Origin of the sequence: Desulfovibrio fairfieldensis, from assembly GCF_001553605.1 — a bacterium.
GTDB classification, from domain to species: Bacteria; Desulfobacterota; Desulfovibrionia; order Desulfovibrionales; family Desulfovibrionaceae; genus Desulfovibrio; species Desulfovibrio fairfieldensis.
The window spans coordinates 3,026,035-3,045,541 of sequence record NZ_CP014229.1; the positions used below are offsets into that span (position 1 = coordinate 3,026,035).

A 19,507-nucleotide genomic window follows, 5' to 3' on the forward strand; every position below is an offset into this window, starting at 1 on the left:
ATGGATGCCGGAAGAGGAACCCCCGCAGGCGTCGGCGAATACATTGCCGCGTTGCTGGCCTCAGCCAAAATGGGCGACCAGGTCACCCATCACCGCCTGCTGCCCGGCGCGGAACCCGTGTTCGCGCCCAGCCGCCTGCCTTGGCCGCGCGCCATCGGCAATCTGCTGGAAGAGCGCGGCGTCCGCCTTTACAGCCATCAGGCCCTGGCCACGGACCACATCCGCGCCGGGCATTCCGTGGTGGTGGCAACGCCCACGGCCAGCGGCAAAAGCCTGATCTACAATCTGCCCGTGCTGGAGCGCCATCTGCACGATCCCGACGCCAGGGCGCTCTATCTCTTTCCGCTCAAGGCCCTGGCCCAGGACCAGCTGGCGGCCTTCACGGCCCTGACCGCGACCTGGCCCGAGGCGGCCCGGCCCACAGCCGCGCTCTACGACGGCGACACCAGCGACCATTTCCGGCGCAAGATCCGGCGCGATCCGCCCACGGTGCTGGTCAGCAATCCGGAAATGCTGCACCTGGGCATCTTGCCCCACCACGAGCAGTGGGCCGCCTTTCTGGCGGGCCTGACCCACGTGGTGGTGGACGAGGCCCACACCTACCGGGGGGTGTTCGGCGCGCACATGGCCCAGGTCTTCCGGCGGCTGAACCGTCTGGCCGGGCGCTACGGCGCGCGGCCCACCTATGTGCTCTGCACGGCCACGGTGGGCAATCCCGGCGAATTGGCAAGCGGGCTTATCGGCGCGGGCGACAGCGCGCCTGTCGTCGTTGAAGAACCGGACGCAATGGCGGAAACGCCGCGCCCGGCCGATGCGCCTGTGGTCATTGACACGTCGGGCGCGCCCCAGGGGCCGCGCCATTTCGTGTTTCTCAATCCCGAGCAGAGTCCGGCCACGGCGGCCATCGACCTGCTCAAGGCGGCGCTGGCCCGCAATCTGCGCACCATCGTCTACTGCCGCTCGCGCCGGATGACCGAGCTGGTCAGCCTCTGGGCGGGCAGCCGGTCCGGCCCGTACAAGGAACGCATTTCCGCCTACCGCGCGGGCTTTCTGCCCGAGGAGCGCCGGAGCATCGAAGCCCGCATGGCCTCGGGCGAGCTGCTGGCCGTGGTCAGCACCAGCGCTCTGGAGCTGGGCATCGACATCGGCGGCCTGGACGTCTGCATTCTGGTGGGCTATCCCGGCACGGTCATGGCAACCCTCCAGCGCGGCGGCCGGGTGGGCCGGGCGCAGCAGGAATCGGCGGTCATCGTGGTGGCCGGGGAGGACGCCCTGGACCAGTATTTCGCCCGCAATCCCGAGGATTTTTTCAGCCGCCCGCCGGAAAAGGCCGTGGTCAATCCGGACAACGAGGTCATTCTGGCCCGGCATCTGGAATGCGCCGCCGCCGAACTGCCCCTGAGCGCGGATGAGCCCTGGCTGCACTCCGCGGGCGCGCGCCGGGCCGTGCGCGAACTCCGCAAGCAAAGCCTGCTGCTGCAATCCGCCGACGGCAGGCAATGGCTGGCCGCGCGCAAGCGGCCCCAGCGCCTGGTGGACCTGCGCGGCACGGGCCAAAGCTACAGCATCGAGGATCAGGAGGGCGCTGTCATCGGCTCGGTGGACGGCTTCCGGGCCTGGCGCGAAACCCATCCCGGCGCGGTCTACCTGCACCGGGGCCGCACGTACGTTATTGAGGAAGTGGACCCCGGCCGGGCCGCGATCCGCGCCAAAGAAGCCAACGTTTCCTGGTTCACGCGCACGCGCGGGCAGAAAAGCACGGACATCCTGGAAGAGACGGAGCGCCTTGCCATCGGCCGCTGCCTGGTCTGCCGGGGCAGGCTGCGGATCACCGAGCGCATTACCGGCTATGAAAAACGCGCGACGTCCGGCAACCGCCTGCTGACCATCGTGCCTCTGGACGCGCCGCCCCAGGTCTTTGAAACCGAGGGCCTCTGGTACGTGATTCCGGACGCTGTCCGGGCCGGGCTGGAGGAGCGCTTCCTGCATTTCATGGGCTCCATCCACGCTCTGGAGCACGCAATCATCGGCCTGTTGCCCTTGCAGGTCATGGCCGACCGCAACGACTTCGGCGGCATTTCCATTCCGCTGCATCCCCAGACGGGACTGCCCTGCGTTTTCGTCTACGACGGCCTGCCCGGCGGCGCGGGCCTCACCCGCCAGGCCTTTGCCGGAGCGCGGGAACTGCTGGAAGCCACGCGCCGGGTTGTGGGGGCCTGCCCCTGCGAGGACGGCTGCCCCTCCTGCGTGCATTCGCCCAAATGCGGCTCGGGCAACCGGCCCATCAGCAAACAGGGCGCTCTGGCCCTGCTGGACGAACTGCTCGCGCCGGGCGGCGAAGGCGAAGCCCTTTGCCGGGAACTGCGAATCAGCCCGGCCCCGGAACATTTGGACGACCTCCCGAATGACCGCCTGGAGGCGAACCTGAACGCCGGAGCGGGAGCCCCTCCGGATATCCGTCCGCGAGAAACGCCGGGCACGCCGTTCGCCAACGCCCCGCGCCAGGAGAAAATTATGGAAAACAGGCCCGCGACTCCGGCAGCTCCTCCCGTGCCCGACAGCCTCACGGTCCATATTCCCGTGCCGCCGCCCCGGCATTATGTGGTCTTTGACGTGGAAACCCGGCGCTCGGCGGCTGACGTCGGCGGCTGGCACAAAGCCGGACAAATGGGCGTGAGCGTCACCGTGCTCTACGACAGCCTGGCCGACGACTATTTTTCCTACAGCCAGGACGAACTGCCCGCCCTGTTCGAGCGCCTGCGCGCCGCCGAGACCGTGGTGGGCTTCAACAGCCTGCGTTTCGACTATGCGGTGCTCACGCCCTTTGCGCCCTTTGAGCTGCGCGCCCTGCCCAGCCTGGATTTGCTCCAGCGCATCAAGGAGCGCCTCAACTATCGGATTTCGCTCGACAACCTGGGCCAGGCCACGCTCGGCGAACCCAAAAGCGCCGACGGCCTGCAGGCCCTGCAATGGTGGAAGGAAGGCCGCTGCGAGGAAATCGCGGCCTATTGCCGCAAGGATGTGGACCTGACCCGCCGCCTCTATCTCTTCGGCCTGCGCGAGGGCTATCTGCTGTTCACCAACAAGGCCGCGCAGCGTGTGCGCGTGCCCGTGGATTTCGGACAACGGCCATGAACAGAACGGATGCGGAACTGGCGGCGGCCCTGATCACCTGGCGGCGCGAGCTGCACCGGCATCCCGAAACGGGCTGGACGGAATTCTGGACCACGGCCTTTGCGGCGGACGTCCTGCACTCTCTGGGCTATGCCCCGCGCGTGGGCCGCGAAATCCTCAATCCGGACCAGCGCATGGGCCTGCCCGCCCCTGCCGTGCTCGAGCGGGCGCGGCAACGGGCCGTTCAGGAAGGCGCCGCCCCCCGCTGGCTTGAGCGCATGGGCCCGGCCACCGGGCTTGTGGCGGATCTGCATCCCGGCCGGGAGCCGGATCTGGTGTTGCGTTTCGATCTGGACGCCCTGGAAATGCCGGAGGCCGACGATGCCGGGCATCTCCCGGCGCGGGAGGGTTTCGCCTCCCGCCACCCCGGTCTCTGCCACGCCTGCGGCCACGACGGGCATACGGCCCTGGGCCTGGGGCTGGCCGCTCTGCTGCGGCGGGACGCAACGCGCCTGGCGTGCAATGTGCGCCTGCTCTTCCAACCGGCGGAGGAAGGCGTGCGCGGCGCGTCCGCGCTGATCCAGCAGGTGCTGGGCGCGCGCCGTTTTCTGGCCGTGCACCTGGGGCTCGGCGCGCCGGAAAGCGGGAGCCTGGTCACCGGGCTGTCGGGCTTTCTGGCCACAACCAAATTCGACGCGCGCTTCACGGGCCACGCGGCGCATGCCGGGCTTGCTCCCGAGGCAGGACGCGACGCCCTTCAGGGGGCCGCCGAAGCGCTGCTGGCCCTGCACGCCCTGCCTGACCAGACGGACCAGAGCGGGCAGGAGGGACAGGCGAAACAAAAAGGCCGGATCAACGTGGGCCTGCTCGCGGGCGGCTCGGCCCGCAACATCGTGCCGGATCAGGCCGTCATGGCCTGCGAAACGCGTTGCGTTGACCGTGAGGCGGACAACGCCCTGCTGGCCACGGCCAGCGCGACTCTGGGGCGCATTGCGCGTGAGCGGGAACTGGGCCTGGAGATCACGATTCAAGGCCGCGCGGGCTGCGCGAACAGCGATGCGGAGCTGGCCCAACTGCTGGCCCGGACCGCCTTGGAACTGCCGCCGGGCCCGGACGGACAGCCCCTGTTCGCAGCGGGCAAAATATGTTCCGAGGGGCGCATGGCGGCCAGCGAAGACGCGGCCACCCTGATGGAAGCCGTGCAGCTGGGCGGCGGCCAGGCCGCTTATGCCCTGCTGGGCGCTGATCTGGCAGGCGGCCACCATACGCCGCATTTCGACTTTGACGAAAGCGTGCTCTGGCCGGGCGCGTTGTGGCTGGCGGCCGTGTGCGGAAGGCTGTGCGGCTAGTGTCGCGTCAAGCGACACATATCGCAAACCCGCAAGGGGTTGCGCGCCGCCGCAGGCGGCGTAAGCACAGCAAAAACCACGTTTTTTGCTGTGCGGTCTTCACGCTGAACCGACAGGTGAAGCGTGACATCTCACTAGGCTCAGCCCTCATTGACGGTATGAGGGCCTTACGTATAGAGTGCGCCGTTACTTTGTTTTAACGGATGTTGGATGCTGGATACCGTCATCATTGGATAAATGAGTTCCGCTGAGGCCGCAGGGCCGGCGGGACGCGAACATGGCCGGCCGTCTTTGCGCGGCGTCTTGTCGTTTATCCATTGACACGAGGTATCCCGTGAACATTTCCCATCTTGAGCAAAGAACTCTTCACACCCTGGCCAAGGGTGGCAGAATCCTGATAATCCGCGACAGTTCCGGCAAGATAGCTGAGGTGGAATGCTATACCCGCGAGGGTTGGCTGCTCAGCGACTGCAGCCCGGAGATCTTCAAAAAGCTGAAAAGCAAAAAGCTCATCAGCTCGAAAAACAGTCTCCCTTACCGCATCACTTCCGAAGGTCTGCGCGCCGTGCGCGCCCAGACCGATAACCGCTGATGTTTCACCTCTCCATGGAGTCAACCATGACTATCGCTATCCGCCCGGAATGCCCCGAGGATTTCCCCATTATTCACGACCTGGTGCGCACGGCCTTTGAAAACGCCGAGCATGCAAGCGGCGACGAGCATTTTCTCGTGGATCGCCTGCGCCGTTCGCGGGAATATATTCCCGAACTCAGCCTGGTGGCCGAGGAAGACGGCCGCATCGTCGGCCACATCATGTTCACCAGGCTGAAGGTCGGGGAGACGACGGCTCTGGCCCTCGCCCCGCTGGCCGTGCCGCCTTCGCACCAGGGCAGAGGCATAGGCGGCGCCCTTATCCGGCGCGGGCATGAGATTGCCCGTTCTCTGGGCTGGGAATTCGTAATCCTGGTGGGGCATGCGGGCTATTACCCGCGCTTCGGCTACAAGCCCGCCGCTTCTTTCGGCCTTGTTTCCCCTTTTGAGGTGCCGGAGGAAGCCTTTATGGCCGTCAACCTCAGAGGCGGGGCGGAACGCCTGTCCGGCCTGCTGCAGTACTCCCCGGCATTCTTCCCGGAGAGTCCGGCATAACCTTATACCCGTCCTCTTCCCGGCGGCGGTTGAACTTCCGCCGCCGGGAAAGGGCGCATCTCCGGAATGTGGAGGAGGTAACGCACATATGCCCAGGGCTGAGACTAGTAGAGTTTTTCCAGCAGCTCGGCCTCGTCCTCCAGGCTGTAGCAGTGTTCCTCCGCCGGAAAGGTTCCGCCCTTGACTTCTTGCGCGTAGACCGTGAAGGCCGCGCGCATGGCTTCGCCCACCTCCCCGAAACGCTTGACGAATTTGGGGGCCACGGTATCGCAGAGGCCCAGCATGTCCTGCCAGACCAGCACCTGGCCGTCGCACTCGGGTCCCGCGCCGATGCCGATGACCGGTATTTCCAGCTCCTTGCTGACGCGGGCGGCCAGGGCGGCGGGTACGCATTCCAGCACCAGGGAAAAGGCCCCGGCCTCCTGCAAAGCGCGGGCGTCATCCAGCAGCTTCTGGGCGGCGGCCAGGCTTTTGCCCTGTACCTTGTAACCGCCGAAAGCATTGACCGACTGCGGGGTCAGGCCCAGATGGCCCATGACCGGGATGGACGCCCGCGTGAGCCCGCGCACCTCGTCGCAGAAGTCCGCGCCGCCTTCCAGCTTGACGGCCTGGGCCCGGCCTTCCTTGACCAGCCGACCGGCATTGCGCACGGTGTCGGTCACGGAAACCTGGCAGCTCATGAAGGGCATGTCGCAGACCACCAGGGCCGAGCATGCGCCGCGCGCCACAGCCGCGCAATGGCGGATCATGTCCTCCAGGGTGACGGAGAGGGTGTCCGGGTAGCCCAGCATGACCATGCCCAGCGAATCCCCCACCAGCAGGGCATTGACGCCGGTCCGGTCCATGAGCTTGGCCGTGCTGTAGTCATAGGCCGTGAGCATGACCAGTTTTTCCCGGCCCTTGGCCTGCCTGAACGTGGCGACGGTGTTTTTCATGCCTTTTTCCCCTGCAAGTCTGTCCGGCCCTGCAGGGCCAGGGCCATGAGCAGATGCGTCAGTTTAGCGGCGGTGAAGTTTGCGTGGTGCAGGCCCGGAATGGGAGCCAGTTCCACCACGTCCAGGCCCACGATTTCACGGTCCCGCGCGCAGCGCTCCAGAATGAACTGGGCTTCGCGCCAGGAAATGCCGCCCGGCGACGGCGTGCCCGTGGCCGGCATCAGCGAAGAGTCCAGGCCGTCCACGTCAAAGCTGATGTAGATGCGGCGCGGAAAATCCTCGGGCAGGGGTTGTTCGGGCAGACCCACGCGGGCCAGAAAATAGGCGTCATAATGGGTGACGTTGTAGCGTTTGCGTACCTCGGCCTCCTCCCGGCTCATGTCGCGCACCGCGAACTGCACCAGCGGCAGGCCCAGGTCGGCCACGGCCCGGTGCATGACGCAGGCGTGGGAAAAGGGATCGCCCTCATATTCGGGCCGCAGGTCCGCATGCGCGTCAAACTGGACGATGCCGAAAGGTTCGTTCTTTTCCCGCGCCTGCCGGGCCAGGGCCCGCAGCGCGCCCAGACTCACGGTATGCTCGCCGCCCAGCAGCACGGGCACGGCCTTGCAATCCAGAGCCCGGCGCGTGGCGGACTCAATGCGGGCCAACACCCCTTCCACCGGCCCGGCACAGTCCACGGGCGGCGCGGTATAAAAACCTGACTCGCCCGGCGCAAGCCCGCTTTCCCAGGCTTCCAACTGCCGGGAGGCGTCCAGCAGGGCCGCCGGGCCCTGCGCCGCGCCGCCGCCGTAGGAGACGCTGCGCTCCAGCGGCGCGGGGATGATGTGAAAGGCCGCGTCCTCGGGCCGTGCCGGAGCATACTCCGAAGCCAGAAAGTTTTGCTGATCCATGCTGTCCCATCCTCAGCGCGGCTTTATGGCGAAGCCGCGCGCAATGTAAGGCTTGCACGCCGTTATCCGCGCGCCGCCAGTATAACGCCGCCACCCGCATCCGTAAACGGGCGGGCGCGGCGCGGGCGGGGCAGACATATCAAATTTCATATTTCCTGCCATCATTGCCTATCGTGATTATCCGGGAAAAACAGACTTTCGTGCGCTGCCCGCGTCATCCGTTTACGCTACGCTCCGGTAGGGCAGAGGAGGATTTGCTCAATTCTACGGGGAGGCCAGATCATAAATAGTAACTATTTGAAATAAATATACGTATGCATAGCTTGGCGGCATTTTTTAGATGGGTCTGCCCTAGCGGCATGGCAGACGACCACAGGGAGGAGGCAATAAAAAACGGCCCGCTTGGGGAGGCAGGCCGTTTTGTTTGGAGGAGGCTGTCAGCAAAAGAAAGGAAGGTACTTTTTATATTGCAACTGGCATGCCAAATTAGATTTTCTCGAAAATTTATTTAACATTCTGAAATATAATGTAAAAATTTTTCAGTTGCTACGCCGCTGCGTAAAAAATTTTATACACCGGCAAGCCCGATCCAACCCTACAGGCATGTGGACGTACAAAAAATTATCTCCACTCAAGACTACAACATCGAGAAAAACAGAACCGTCCTTCAGGCCAAGACGTGCATGGAGGAACGCCGCCGGGCTGCCGGTCTTGATGCCCACGCCACAGAAAGCGGGTGTGTGCCGCTTCAGAAAAAGACAGTCACTAGGGTCTGTTAACACTATAGAATTTTTGTTCGCCTGCAAGGAAGATAAACCTGCTTTGAGGGAGTGTACTCTTCTGGTACTCGACCGAAAAAGCAGGTGAAATCTGACGCGGCAAGGAGGGCAAAAAGGCATAGCGTTAACAGGCCCTAGAGCAAGTTCACTTTGAAATTGCTCTGGCGGCTGCGTAAGCAGACGCCAGCCACGAGCGTCAGCCGTTGGCGGCTATGCCGCCTTACGGATGACGACAGCAGAGCTAAGCGCCGGAGACCGACCCGAAGGGTGGCCCGCAGGGCCATGGCCGTAGGCACGCGAAGCGCGCCGTACGGACATCGAGAGCAGGGCGAGCGGCTTAAAAACTTTGAGAATGTCAACTCTCAAAGTTAATTTGCTCTAGGCGCTGGTCACAGGTGACGCCCGTCAGCAACGGGGACGGCCCCCCCAGAGCAAAGTAACTTTGAAAAGTTACTTTGCTCTGGGGGCTACGAAAACTGGAGCCGGCGGAACGGCCGGCGGCCTACAGATAAGGACAGCACTGCTGCGAGTGGCGACAGAACGACAGGTTGAAGGCGGCGTCAACATTGAGAATGCCAATTCTCAAAGGCAATCCGCTCTAATGTATCGTGTCTTTGCCCTGCGCGGCCGCGCCCTGGCCCGACATGGCCAGCCTGTTCGCCAGCTCCTTGGCTCCCGGCGTTTCCCGCCACTGGGTGAAAAGCTTGCGCCAGGCCCCGAATTCCAGAAAACCCTGGTCCAGCTGGCTCTCGTGCATCTGCACCCAGGCATTGAACAATTGCATCTGAACCTGGAAGGTGGCGCTCTCAAAAATGGTGGAAGTCATGTCCTTGGGCAGGCTCTTGCCGTCCAGGTTGTCCAGCACGAACGTGCACACGGCCCGGCGGGAGGTTTCAAAATCCACTTCCCGGCCGTTCATATCCTCGGCCAACGGCAGCAGATGGGGATAGAGTTCCTTGATCCGCTCCATACCCTTCTCGGGCACGGCCAGAAAAAGCGGCGCCTCGCCGTCCGGCCCGGCGGGCGCGTCCGGCTTTTCGGTAATAAAATAAAAACGCAGCCAGTTCTCGAACATCACGGCTTCAAGAACCTGAAAAACCGCGTTCTGAAATTGTTCCTGTTGTTCAGGCATGTCATTTTTCCTCCGCTAGGCGTATATTTTTAATAATAGACGCGGGCACAGGCCGCGTCAATGCGGGGTTGCGCGCGGCTCTGGCTTGTGCACACGGCTTATGCTATGCTGATCTCATGATTGATTACGCCCAGGCCCTCAACGAAGCCCAGTACGCGGCGGCCACCAGCGGCGACGGTCCCGTGCTGGTCGTGGCAGGCGCGGGCAGCGGCAAAACCCGCACCATCGTCTACCGCCTGGCCTGGCTGGCCGAGCACGGCGTCGCGCCCACGTCCATCCTGCTGCTGACCTTCACCCGCAAGGCCGCGCAAGAGATGCTCCAGCGCGCGGGCATGCTTCTGGACCAGGGCCTTTCCGGCGTTCAGGGCGGCACCTTCCACGCCTTCGCCTACGGCGTGCTGCGCCGCTGGCGCCCCGCCTGGCTGGGCGAACGGCCCTTCACGGTCATGGATTCGGCGGACATCACGGCGGCGGTCAAATACTGCAAGGACGAGCTCAAGTTGGGCCGGGGCGACCGCTCCTTCCCCAAGACCCAGAGCATCGTGGGCCTGCTGAGCAAAGCCCGGAACAAGGAATTGTCCCTGGAAGAAGTGCTGCGGCGCGAAGCCTTCCACCTTCTGCCCCACACCGAAGCCCTCGCGGCTCTGGGCGAAGCCTATACCGCCTACCGCCGCGAAAAGGGCCTGCTGGACTACGACGACCTGCTCTTTGAGCTGGAAACCCTGCTGCGCGAAAACCAGGCCGCCGCCGAAGCCCTGCGCCTGCGCTTCAGCCATATCCTGGTGGACGAATACCAGGACACCAATCTGGTCCAGGCCCGCATTGTGCGCCTGCTGGCCGGGCCGCCCGACAAGGATGCGAACGGCGGGGAAACCACATCCATAACCGGCAACGTCATGGCCGTGGGCGACGAAGCCCAGTCCATCTATGCCTTTCGCGGGGCCAATGTCCGCAATATTCTGGATTTCCCCAAACTTTTTCCGGGCACGCGCATCATCCGCCTGGAGGAGAATTACCGCTCCACCAAGCCCGTGCTGGACGTGGCCAACAGCCTTTTGGCCCACGCGGCGGAATCCTTCCGGAAGACCCTGTTCACCCGCAAGGAAGGCGGCGACCCGGTGCGCCTGGTCACGCCGCTCAGCGACATGAGCCAGGCCAAGCTGGTGGTGCGCCGCATCGAGGAACTGCTGGACACGCATCTGCCCCACGAAATCGCGGTGCTCTTCCGCGCGGGCTTCCATTCCTACAACCTGGAAATGGCCCTGAACCAGACGGGCATTCCCTTCCGCAAATACGGCGGCCTGCGCTATACCGAGGCCGCGCACGTCAAGGACGTCATCGCCTACGCCCGTCTGGTGCTCAACCCCCTGGACCTGCCCGCCTTCGCGCGGGTGGCGGCACTGCACAGCGGCATCGGCCCCAAGACAGTGCAGAAGCTCTATGCCGTGGCCTTGGGCGGGGACGCCAAAGCCGTGGAAAAGGCCTTTGCCCGCCATCCGGATCTGCTGGAAGACATGCGCTTCGTGGACGACCTGCGCGCCCGGCCGCAGAGCCCGGCGGCCCTGTTCGGGGCCGTGTTGGAGCACTACCGGCCCCGGCTGGAAAGCACCTACCCCGAAGACTGGCCCCGCCGCCAGCAGGGCCTGGAGGAAATCATCCAGATGGCCGCCGGGTACAGCGAGCTGGACCTCTTTGTGGCGGATCTGGCCCTGGAGTCGCCGGAAGAGGACGAAAACGACGGCGAGGGGCGCATCACCTTGTCCACCGTGCATTCGGCCAAGGGCCTGGAATGGAACGCCGTGCTGATCATCGATCTGGTGGAGGACCGCTTTCCCTCCCGCCACGCCCTGGCCCGGCCCGAGGATTTTGAGGAGGAGCGCCGCCTGATGTACGTGGCCTGCACCCGCGCCCGCCAGGATCTGGAACTGTACGCCCCGGCGGCCATCTACAGCCGGGCCGAGCGCGGCAGCCTGCACGTCAGCCAGAGCCCCTTTGTGCGCGAGCTGTCCCCCGGCCTGACCGAAGAATGGGTGGAAGGCTTCGGCGGGATACTCAGCCGCCGCGGAAGCTGCTTTTCCGGCGTGGGCGGCGTGCGCGGCCGTTTGCTGCCCCCCGCGCGTCAGGCGGTTCCCGCCTTTCCCGGCCCAGCCGGAGAAGGCACGGCCTTTGACGACTGCCAGCTCCTGCCTGAAAGCGGCTCCGTGTCGTCGTTTCAGGCCGAGGTTCAGGATAGCGCGGATGACGCAACATCTCCCACCGCTTCCACGTCCGGCACGGCCCGGCTCTGCCACTGCCGCCACCGCATTTTCGGCCGGGGCAAGATCATCAAACACTTGCCTCCGGACAAGGTGCAGGTGAATTTTCCCGGTTTCGGGCTGAAAGTCATTCTGACCGAATATCTGCTCATGGAGAACTGACATGGTTCCGGCCCCGCCATCCCCTTCTGCTTCCCCCTTTTCCGAGGACGGCATTCTGGCCTGCCTCGCCCGCCATTTTCCCCAGACACACGCCTCTCTGCTGCTGGGCCGGGGCGACGACTGCGCTGTGCTCAAGGCCGGGCGGCCCCTGTGCGTGAGCAGCGACCTCTTTCTGGAAGACATCCACTTCCGGCGCTCCTATTTCAGCCCCGAGGACATGGGGCACAAGGCCCTGGCCGTCAACGTCAGCGATCTGGCCGCCTGCGGGTCCCGGCCTCTGGGCTTCACCCTCTGCCTGGGCCTGCCGGACTGGGTGGACATGGCCTGGCTGGAAGCCTTTTTCAGCGGCATGGCCGCCCTGGCCGGACAGCAGCGCATGGCCCTGGCCGGGGGGGATCTCTCCCGTTGCCGGCAATTGCACATCTGCGTGACGGTCTGGGGCGAAACCGCCGAGCCCGGCGGTTTTCTGGCGCGCGGCGGCAGCATGCCCGGCGACAGCCTCTTTGTGGTGGGCCGCGTGGGCCTGGCGCGGGTGGGCCTGCATATGCTGGAGGCTTGCGGCCGCGATGCCCTGCGGGACTGGCCCGAGGCCTGCGCCGCCCATTTGCGGCCCGAACCCCAGGTGGACGCGGGCCTGATGCTGGCGCGCGCGGGCTACAACGCCCGGCCGCCCGCGCTCATGGACCTTTCCGACGGCATCATCCGCGATCTGCCCCGCCTGCTGGGCCTGAGCGGCGAACTGCGCGCCGGAGCCGAAAAAGGCCGGGACAATCATGGTCTGGGCGCGGCTATCCTGCTGCCCCAAGGCCTGCTGCACGCCGAAGTGCTGCGCTACGCCCGGGAGCAGGGCAAAAATCCGGTCCACGAAGCCCTGCTGGGCGGCGAGGACTACGCCCTGCTGGGTTCCTGCGCGCCGGACATGCTGCCTTCCCTGCACGCGGCCATCCCCGGCTTTTGCAGCATCGGCACGGTCACGGCAGGCGGCGGCATCATCTGCAACAACGAGCCCCTGGACTGCCTGCACGGCTTTGACCACTTTGAAAGCGGCGACCGGGAAGGCATCGAGGCCGACTGATGTGCGCCCACTTGGCCGTTGTCACCTGGAACAGGCTCGCGCTTACCCGTATCTGCCTTGAAAGCCTGCTGGCCCGAACCCCGCCGGGCTATACGCTGACCATTGTGGACAACGGCAGTGAGGACGGCAGCCGGGAGTATCTGCAAAGCCTGGCCGCCGCCCATGCGCATATCCGCCTGAAGCTGCTTTCCCGCAATATGGGCGTCAGCGTGGCCGCCAATCTGGCCTGGGATGACGCGGCGAACGACGATTTTTACATCAAACTGGACAATGATGTGGAGATTCTGGATCCGCTCTGGTTGGAGCGGCTCACACGATTGCTGGCGCAAAATCCGCAGGTGGGCATGGCCGCCTACAGGCTCTGCGACTGGCATGAGCCCTCCCGTCAACCGCTTGTCCTGCGCGACGGCGGCGAAGCGGAACTGACCACGGTCTGCGGCGGGGGCTGCGTCTGTATTCCCCGCGCGGTATATGAGCGCCTGGGCTTCTGGAATGAAGGTTACGGCAGATACGGACATGAGGATCAGGATTACAGCTGGCGGGCACGAAAAGCCGGCTATGCGCTGGCTTCGGTCGCGGCCGAAGGCATGGTGCGCCATCTGGGCTATGCCGAGGGCATGGTGGACGCGGACATCGAGCGCGGCAAAAAAACGAGTAACCAGTCCCGCCTTTCCGGCGACACCGCCTATTATCTCAATCTGCTGCTGTTTGACGAAGGCCTGCTGCCGTTGCGGATGATCCGTAAATACCTGCCGGTGGAAAAGGAAGGCCGCATTTCCTTTGCGCTGAATCCCGCCTACCGGCCGGTGCAGAAGCTGCTGAACACCCTGGCCCGGACCGTCGAGGTGGACGCGTCGGGCGAGCTGTCCCGCCTGGACCTGAGCGCATGGCGGCAAGGAGCAAGCGAGTATGAATCCGAATCCTGAGGACCTGGATGTCTGTGTGGAGGATCTGCGTTCCGTCTGCCGCGACGCATGGCAGGAGGGCTTGCTGTCGGGCTGTAACGGCAACGCCAGCCGCCGTCTGCCCGCGCCCCGCGACGGCCTGCTCTGTGTGACCCGCTCGGGCGCGGCCAAGGGCCGCCTGACGGCGCGGGACTGTTGCCTGGTGGACGCGCGGACCGGCGAAATACACTGCGGCGGCCCGGCTTCCTCGGAACTGAGCATGCATCTGGAACTGTACCGCGCCCTGCCCCATTGCGGAGCCGTGCTGCACAGCCATCCCCGCCGCCTGCTGGCCCTGAGCCTGGTTGTGGCTGATCAGGAGGATTTTCTGCGTCTGCCCCTGTTCGAGGCCGATGTCTGGCGGGCCCGCCTGGGCTTTGCGCCCGCCCTGCCGCCGGGCGGCGCGGAGCTGGCCCTGGCCGTTGCCGACGCCGCGCGCGCGGTGGGCGCGGACAAGGCTGCCGGGGCCGCAGTCTGGATGGCCGGACACGGCCTCTGCTGCTGGGGCCCGAACCTGGCCGACGCCCTGTGCATGAGCGAGGAGCTGGAACATCTGGCCGCCGTGCAATTGCTGGCCTTGCAAAAAAATCGGGCAGGCGATTCGATATCCTTTTAATATAGTTAGGAAGACGTCTGAAATGTTAGCAGCTACGCGCGCGCGCGCGCGAGAGAGAGAGAGAGAGAGAGAGAGAGAGAGAGAGAGAGATTACCCTCATTTCCGTCAGACCCCATGATAAACATTTTCTCTTCACTTTGGCTAATGATGCCACAGTGCGCGCAGCCTCATTTCAACAAGCCGCGATTTGTTGGCAAGAACACTGCCGTTGGTTCGACCGGCAATTAAATGAAGCTCATCCCTTTTATCTCGGATTGTTCGAAGATGCGGCTTGTGGATATGTCCGCTTTACGCCATGTCTGGATGATGCCGACGTCATGGAAACTTCCGTCGCCGTTCACCGCGCATATCGTGCCTTGGGCATCGGCACGCGGCTCCTTTCCCTTGCATGCCGGAAATTGCTAGCGGAAAACGAAATAGCTAGCATCAGTGCATGGGTAAAACGCGACAATGCGTCTTCACTGCGTATCTTTGAAAAAAATGGATTTCGACAAACTCATAGCGCCATCATTGAGAATGTCGAAGCCGTGCATTTTCTCTACTCCACTCGAATATAGCACAATATATATTTATGACATATCCTTTGGTTAAGAGCTATAAGTCACGATTTATCTGAAAAATATTATCTGAATTACGCCGACGGCCAGACCACGGCCCGCACTTCCGGTTCTTCGTCCCCCCCCGCCTGGGCCGGGGGCAGCCGTGTGGCCGCGCCGGGCGGCAGGGGCTGCGCCAGCACGGTTTCAGTGCGCTCAAACAGGTTGGAAAGAATGGAATTAGAAACCAGCATGCCGCTGCGGGTCAGGCGCAGATAGCCGTTGCGGATGCGGATCAGCCCGTTTTCGTGCAAAGCCTGGATCAGGCGCTGGTGATCGCGCAGAAAATCGCGCCCCGTCATTTCCCGGTAGGCTTTGAGCCGCATGCCCCGCGAGGTGCGCAGGCGCAGCATGATCAGTTCCAGCACGCGCACGGTGGGGGTCAGGTTTTCCACTTCCGCGCCCAGCGAACCTTCGCGGGCACGCGCGTCCCAGGCCCGCTGACCGGCCGGATTGGTCCAGCGCCGCCCCGCGATAGTGGAGGTGGCCGACGGGCCCAGCCCCAGATAATCCGCCCCCTCCCAGTAACCCAGATTGTGACGGCACTGGAAGCCCATGCGCGCGAAATTGGAAATTTCGTAGTGCAGATAACCGCTGGCTTCCAGAAAAGCCGCGCCCTCCATGAACATAATGTTCTGATCCCGCTCGGGCGGCAGAGCCAGGCGTCCTTCCTCGCAGTCCAGTTCCAGCGCCGTGCCCGGCTCCAGAGTCAGGCCGTAGGCGGAAATATGGTCCGGGCTCATGCGCACGGCGTCCTTGAGGGTTTGCATCCACTGGCGCACGCTCTGGCCGGGCAGGCCCCACATCAGGTCCATGTTGATGTTGGCGCAACCCGCCTCACGCGCCGCGAACACCGCGTGCAGGCTGTCCTGGGCCCTGTGCGGCCGTCCCAGCAGGCGCAGCATGCTTTCATCCAGGCTCTGGATGCCGATGGACAAACGGTTCACGCCCGCCGCCAGATACTGCGGCACGCTCTGGCTTCCCCGCAGGGATTCGGGATTGGCCTCCAGGGTGATTTCAGCTTTGGGGCTGAGCGTGAAACAGCGGGCTAGACGTTCCAGCACAATGCCCACAATGCGCGGCGGCAGCAGGCTGGGCGTGCCCCCGCCGAAAAAAATGGTCTGCACCTCGGTTCCGCCCAGGCGGTCGCCCCAATGGGCCAGCTCCAGCAGCAGGGTGTCCAGATAGTCGCGCAGCAGGGGCGACGCGGCGGGCTCCACGCCACGGCCTAGCGGGATGGAATGAAAGGCGCAGTAGCGGCAGCGCGTGCGGCAGAAGGGAACGTGGATATAAACGAGCATGAATTTTCCGTTGGCAAAAAAATGGCGGGCGGTTTTAGAAACTGCAAGGATCATGCCCGGCGGAAGGATGCCCCCCCTGACCGCCGCGCTTGGCAAAAAAGGCGGCCCGGCGTATATTCGGGCGTTCGGATTTCAAGCGCGCCGCCGCGGCGGCGACCGCACCCATGAGGAGAACCCATTTATGGATATACGCTTCCAGAACCTCGGACCCGAGCAGTGGAAAGCCGAGATCATGCTGGCCCCGGCCTGCGAAGGCGAAGACATCTTACGCGAGTGCCCGGAACTGGACAAGGCCGCGCCCTGGCTGGCCATAGCTCCGGCCATGCGCGACTTCAAGGGCAAGGACGGCGAGCTGGTCCTGCTGCATGGTCATCCGGAGCTTTCCGTGCCGCGCGTCCTGGCCGTGGGTCTGGGACCGCGCGAAAAAGTGGATGCCGCCAGACTGCGCGCGGCTATCGCCGCCGCCGTGCAGCGCTGCCGCGGCCTGGGGCTGAATTCCATCCTGCTGCCCGAACCGGCTTTGTCCCGCCTGCCCGGCGGGCGGGAACGCCTGGTGGAGGAATGCGTCTATGCCGCTCAGCTGGCCCTCTACCGTTTTACGGCCCTGAAAAAGCCGCAGGAAGACGAAGCCGCTGATCCGCAATGGCTGGCCCTGGGCTTTGACGGACAATCCGTGCCCGACGGCGAGCACGCGGCGGCCCGCCGGGGCGAGCGCGCGGCCAAGGCCGTGGCTCTGGCGCGGGATCTGGCCAACATGCCGGGCAATCTGCTCTATCCCGAAAGCCTGGCCCAGCGCGCCGTGGAACTGGGCAGGGAACTGGGCTTCACTTGCACGGTGCTGGACGAAACCGCCCTGGCCGAGGAAGGCATGGGCGCGCTGCTGGCCGTGGGCCAGGGGTCGGCCCGTCCGCCCCGCCTGGTCGTGCTGGAGCATGCCCCCGAAGGGCACGAGCAGGACAAGCCGCTGATCCTGGTGGGCAAGGGCATCACCTTTGACTCCGGCGGCATCAGCCTCAAACCGGCGGCCAACATGCAGCAGATGAAGTGCGACATGACCGGCGCGGCCGACGTGCTGGCCGCTATCGCGACCCTGGCCGAAGAGGACGCGCCCCGCCGGGTGATCGGCCTGCTGGCCTGCGCCGAGAACATGCCCGACGGCAGGGCCACGCGTCCGGGCGACGTGGTGCGCTCGGCCGGCGGCGACACGGTGGAAATTACCAATACCGACGCCGAGGGCCGCCTGGTTCTCTGCGACGCCCTTGCCTACGCCCAGAAACAGTGGACCCCGGCGGCCATGGTGGACATCGCCACGCTCACCGGCGCGTGCGCCGTGGCCTTGGGCACGGAACTCGCCGGTCTGTTCTGCGACGATACGGACCTGGCCGAACGCATCCGCGCCGCCGGGGGCGTGGGCGGCGAAAATTACTGGCGGCTGCCGCTCTGGCAGCCTTACGCGGAACAGCTCAAAAGCGAAGTGGCGGATATCTGCCACACCGGGCCGCGCGAAGGCGGGGCCATCAATGCCGCGCTGTTCCTGAAGCATTTCGTGCGCGAAGGCGTGCGCTGGGCACATCTGGACATCGCGGGCGTGGACTGGAACGCCAAGAAATCCCCGCTCTGCCCGGTGGGCGCGTCGGGCTTCGGCGCGCGCACCCTGCTGGAACTGGCCCGCGGAGGCGTGCAATGAAAGTCTATCTTCTGGGAGCGGGCCCCGGCGATCCGGGCCTGCTGACCCTCAAGGCCAGGGACATCCTGGCCGCGGCGGACGTGGTGGTCTACGACGCCCTGGCCAACGACAGCCTGCTGGGGCACGCCCGGCCCGACGCCGAACTGATCTACGTGGGCAAGGTGGCGGGCAACCACGCCCTGCCCCAACACGAGATCAACGCCCTGCTGGTGCGCAAGGCCAAAGAGGGCAACATGGTGGCCCGGCTCAAGGGCGGCGACCCCTACATTTTCGGGCGCGGCGGCGAAGAAGCCGAGGAACTGCTGGCCGCGGGCGTGCCCTTTGAGGAAGTGCCGGGCATCAGCAGCACTATCGCGGCCCCGGCCTACGCGGGCATTCCCCTGACCCACCGCGATTTCGCCTCCTCGGTGACCATCATCACCGGCCACGAAAACCCGGACAAGCCCGGCTCGATGCACAACTGGCAGGCCCTGGCCCGAAGCGCCTCCACCCTGGTCTTTGTCATGGGCATGAAGAATCTGCCGGACATCGCCCGCAACCTGCTGGACGCGGGACTGGACCCGCGAACCCCGGCGGCCCTGATCTACCGGGGCACCACGCCGCGCCAGCGCAGCTTGGTCGCCACTCTGCGGGAGCTGCCCCAAGCCGCCGTGGACGCGCATTTCACCAATCCCTCGGTGATCGTGGTGGGCAAGGTAGCAAGCCTGCACGACAAGTTGAACTGGTTTGAGAAAAAGCCCCTGCTGGGCAAAAGTATTGTGGTCACCCGCGCGCGGGAACAGGCCAGCGGTCTGGCCCGCAGTCTGGCTGGGCTCGGGGCTGAGGTCATCCAGTGCCCCACCATTGAAATCCGCGCCCTGCCCGACTATGCAGAGCTGGACATGGCCGTGGCCCGGCTGGCGGACTACGGCTGGCTGATCTTCACCTCGGTGAACGGGGTGCGTCATTTCTGGCACCGGCTGGAAGCCGCGGGCAAAGACAGCCGGGCCCTGGGGGCCTGCAAGGTGGCGGCCATCGGCCCGGCCACGGCGGACGCCCTGCATGAGCGCGGCATCCGGCCCGATTTCGTGCCCGAGCGCTATGTGGCCGAGGGCGTGGTGGAAGGCCTGCTGGCGCGTGAAGGCGGCAAACTGGCGGGCACGCGCATGCTGCTGCCGCGCGCGGCCAAAGCCCGCGACGTGCTGCCCGTGGAACTGGGCAAGGCCGGGGCCGTGGTGGACGTCATCCCGGCCTATGAAACCGTGCCCGCCGCCGGTCGCAAGGACGAGGTGCTGGCGCGCCTGGAAGAGGGCTCGCTGTCCTGCGTGACCTTCGGCTCATCCTCCACGGTGGAAAACTTCCTCAATCTGATCCCGGCGGAAAAGCTCAAGGCCCATCCGGAAACCCTGCTGGCGGCCATCGGGCCGGTGACGGCGGAAACGCTGCGCAAGCACGGGCTGGGCTGCCGGATCCAGCCTGGGGAATATACCATTCCGGCCCTGGTGGACGCCATTACGCAACACTTTACGCGGGCCTGAGCCGCC

15 protein-coding genes are annotated in these 19,507 nt (G+C 64.9%); 11 read left to right on the forward strand and 4 right to left on the reverse strand.

Features of this window, described 5'->3' with window-relative positions; all coding sequences use genetic code 11:
- From AXF13_RS12775 to AXF13_RS12790, 4 genes are all read left to right on the forward strand, one after another.
- Positions 1-3,135, forward strand: coding sequence for a DEAD/DEAH box helicase (locus tag AXF13_RS12775; RefSeq protein ID WP_062253817.1), 3,135 nt, complete (start codon positions 1-3; stop codon positions 3,133-3,135).
- The gene (locus tag AXF13_RS12780; protein ID WP_062253819.1) at positions 3,132-4,463 is read left to right on the forward strand and encodes an amidohydrolase; all 1,332 of its coding nucleotides are present in this window, start codon (positions 3,132-3,134) and stop codon (positions 4,461-4,463) included. The genes AXF13_RS12775 and AXF13_RS12780 overlap by 4 nt, the downstream gene beginning before the upstream one ends.
- A gap of 334 nt (positions 4,464-4,797) precedes the next feature.
- A complete protein-coding gene (locus tag AXF13_RS12785; RefSeq protein WP_062253820.1) occupies positions 4,798-5,055 on the forward strand; it encodes a YjhX family toxin in 258 nt (85 codons plus the stop codon).
- Positions 5,056-5,081: 26 nt separating this feature from the next.
- The gene (locus tag AXF13_RS12790; RefSeq protein ID WP_062253822.1) at positions 5,082-5,609 is read left to right on the forward strand and encodes a GNAT family N-acetyltransferase; all 528 of its coding nucleotides are present in this window, start codon (positions 5,082-5,084) and stop codon (positions 5,607-5,609) included.
- Positions 5,610-5,713: 104 nt separating this feature from the next.
- Here the strand turns inward: AXF13_RS12790 and panB are convergent, their stop codons facing one another.
- The 3 genes from panB to AXF13_RS12805 all read right to left on the reverse strand — a co-directional run bounded on the left by panB (position 5,714) and on the right by AXF13_RS12805 (position 9,348).
- Positions 5,714-6,544 (reverse strand): 3-methyl-2-oxobutanoate hydroxymethyltransferase, encoded by an 831-nt coding sequence (gene panB / locus AXF13_RS12795; protein WP_062253824.1) that lies wholly within the window; start codon positions 6,542-6,544, stop codon positions 5,714-5,716.
- A complete protein-coding gene (speB, locus tag AXF13_RS12800) occupies positions 6,541-7,437 on the reverse strand; it encodes an agmatinase (RefSeq protein WP_062253825.1) in 897 nt (298 codons plus the stop codon). The genes panB and speB overlap by 4 nt, the downstream gene beginning before the upstream one ends.
- 1,377 nt (positions 7,438-8,814) lie before the next feature.
- The gene (locus tag AXF13_RS12805; protein WP_062253827.1) at positions 8,815-9,348 is read right to left on the reverse strand and encodes a hypothetical protein; all 534 of its coding nucleotides are present in this window, start codon (positions 9,346-9,348) and stop codon (positions 8,815-8,817) included.
- Between the two features lie 116 nt (positions 9,349-9,464).
- Between AXF13_RS12805 and AXF13_RS12810 the strand changes: the two genes are divergently transcribed.
- The 5 genes from AXF13_RS12810 (at position 9,465) to AXF13_RS16185 (ending at position 14,957) form a co-directional block, all read left to right on the forward strand.
- Complete coding sequence (locus AXF13_RS12810) at positions 9,465-11,765, forward strand: ATP-dependent helicase (protein ID WP_062253829.1); 2,301 nt, start codon at positions 9,465-9,467, stop codon at positions 11,763-11,765.
- A gap of 1 nt (position 11,766) precedes the next feature.
- Complete coding sequence (gene thiL, locus AXF13_RS12815; protein ID WP_062253831.1) at positions 11,767-12,840, forward strand: thiamine-phosphate kinase; 1,074 nt, start codon at positions 11,767-11,769, stop codon at positions 12,838-12,840.
- Entirely contained in the window at positions 12,840-13,766 is a 927-nt protein-coding gene (locus tag AXF13_RS12820; RefSeq protein WP_062253833.1) for a glycosyltransferase family 2 protein, read from the forward strand. Before thiL ends, AXF13_RS12820 begins: the two co-directional genes overlap by 1 nt.
- On the forward strand, positions 13,750-14,400 hold the full coding sequence (locus AXF13_RS12825; RefSeq protein ID WP_062253835.1) for a class II aldolase/adducin family protein: 651 nt from the start codon (positions 13,750-13,752) through the stop codon (positions 14,398-14,400). Before AXF13_RS12820 ends, AXF13_RS12825 begins: the two co-directional genes overlap by 17 nt.
- A gap of 137 nt (positions 14,401-14,537) precedes the next feature.
- Complete coding sequence (locus tag AXF13_RS16185) at positions 14,538-14,957, forward strand: GNAT family N-acetyltransferase (RefSeq protein ID WP_236887146.1); 420 nt, start codon at positions 14,538-14,540, stop codon at positions 14,955-14,957.
- Positions 14,958-15,031: 74 nt separating this feature from the next.
- Here the strand turns inward: AXF13_RS16185 and hemW are convergent, their stop codons facing one another.
- Positions 15,032-16,297, reverse strand: a complete 1,266-nt coding sequence (gene hemW / locus AXF13_RS12830) for a radical SAM family heme chaperone HemW (RefSeq protein ID WP_062254900.1) — start codon at positions 16,295-16,297, stop codon at positions 15,032-15,034.
- A gap of 181 nt (positions 16,298-16,478) precedes the next feature.
- On the opposite strand from hemW, the gene AXF13_RS12835 reads away from it, so the two are divergent.
- Together AXF13_RS12835 and cobA are read left to right on the forward strand one after the other, a co-directional pair.
- A complete protein-coding gene (locus AXF13_RS12835) occupies positions 16,479-17,984 on the forward strand; it encodes a leucyl aminopeptidase (protein WP_062254902.1) in 1,506 nt (501 codons plus the stop codon).
- Positions 17,981-19,501, forward strand: coding sequence for a uroporphyrinogen-III C-methyltransferase (cobA, locus tag AXF13_RS12840; RefSeq protein WP_062253837.1), 1,521 nt, complete (start codon positions 17,981-17,983; stop codon positions 19,499-19,501). Before AXF13_RS12835 ends, cobA begins: the two co-directional genes overlap by 4 nt.
- Positions 19,502-19,507: the final 6 nt, after the last annotated feature.

Excerpts from the sequence above, each read along its gene's own strand:
- AXF13_RS12775 (WP_062253817.1), top strand. The coding sequence starts at position 1 with ATGGATGCCGGAAGAGGAACCCCCGCAGGCGTCGGCGAATACATTGCC.
- AXF13_RS12780 (WP_062253819.1), top strand. The coding sequence starts at position 3,132 with ATGAACAGAACGGATGCGGAACTGGCGGCGGCCCTGATCACCTGGCGG.
- AXF13_RS12790 (WP_062253822.1), top strand. The coding sequence starts at position 5,082 with ATGACTATCGCTATCCGCCCGGAATGCCCCGAGGATTTCCCCATTATT.
- panB (WP_062253824.1), bottom strand. The coding sequence starts at position 6,544 with ATGAAAAACACCGTCGCCACGTTCAGGCAGGCCAAGGGCCGGGAAAAA.
- speB (WP_062253825.1), bottom strand. The coding sequence starts at position 7,437 with ATGGATCAGCAAAACTTTCTGGCTTCGGAGTATGCTCCGGCACGGCCC.
- AXF13_RS12805 (WP_062253827.1), bottom strand. The coding sequence starts at position 9,348 with ATGCCTGAACAACAGGAACAATTTCAGAACGCGGTTTTTCAGGTTCTT.
- AXF13_RS12810 (WP_062253829.1), top strand. The coding sequence starts at position 9,465 with ATGATTGATTACGCCCAGGCCCTCAACGAAGCCCAGTACGCGGCGGCC.
- thiL (WP_062253831.1), top strand. The coding sequence starts at position 11,767 with ATGGTTCCGGCCCCGCCATCCCCTTCTGCTTCCCCCTTTTCCGAGGAC.
- AXF13_RS12820 (WP_062253833.1), top strand. The coding sequence starts at position 12,840 with ATGTGCGCCCACTTGGCCGTTGTCACCTGGAACAGGCTCGCGCTTACC.
- AXF13_RS12825 (WP_062253835.1), top strand. The coding sequence starts at position 13,750 with ATGAATCCGAATCCTGAGGACCTGGATGTCTGTGTGGAGGATCTGCGT.
- hemW (WP_062254900.1), bottom strand. The coding sequence starts at position 16,297 with ATGCTCGTTTATATCCACGTTCCCTTCTGCCGCACGCGCTGCCGCTAC.
- AXF13_RS12835 (WP_062254902.1), top strand. The coding sequence starts at position 16,479 with ATGGATATACGCTTCCAGAACCTCGGACCCGAGCAGTGGAAAGCCGAG.
- cobA (WP_062253837.1), top strand. The coding sequence starts at position 17,981 with ATGAAAGTCTATCTTCTGGGAGCGGGCCCCGGCGATCCGGGCCTGCTG.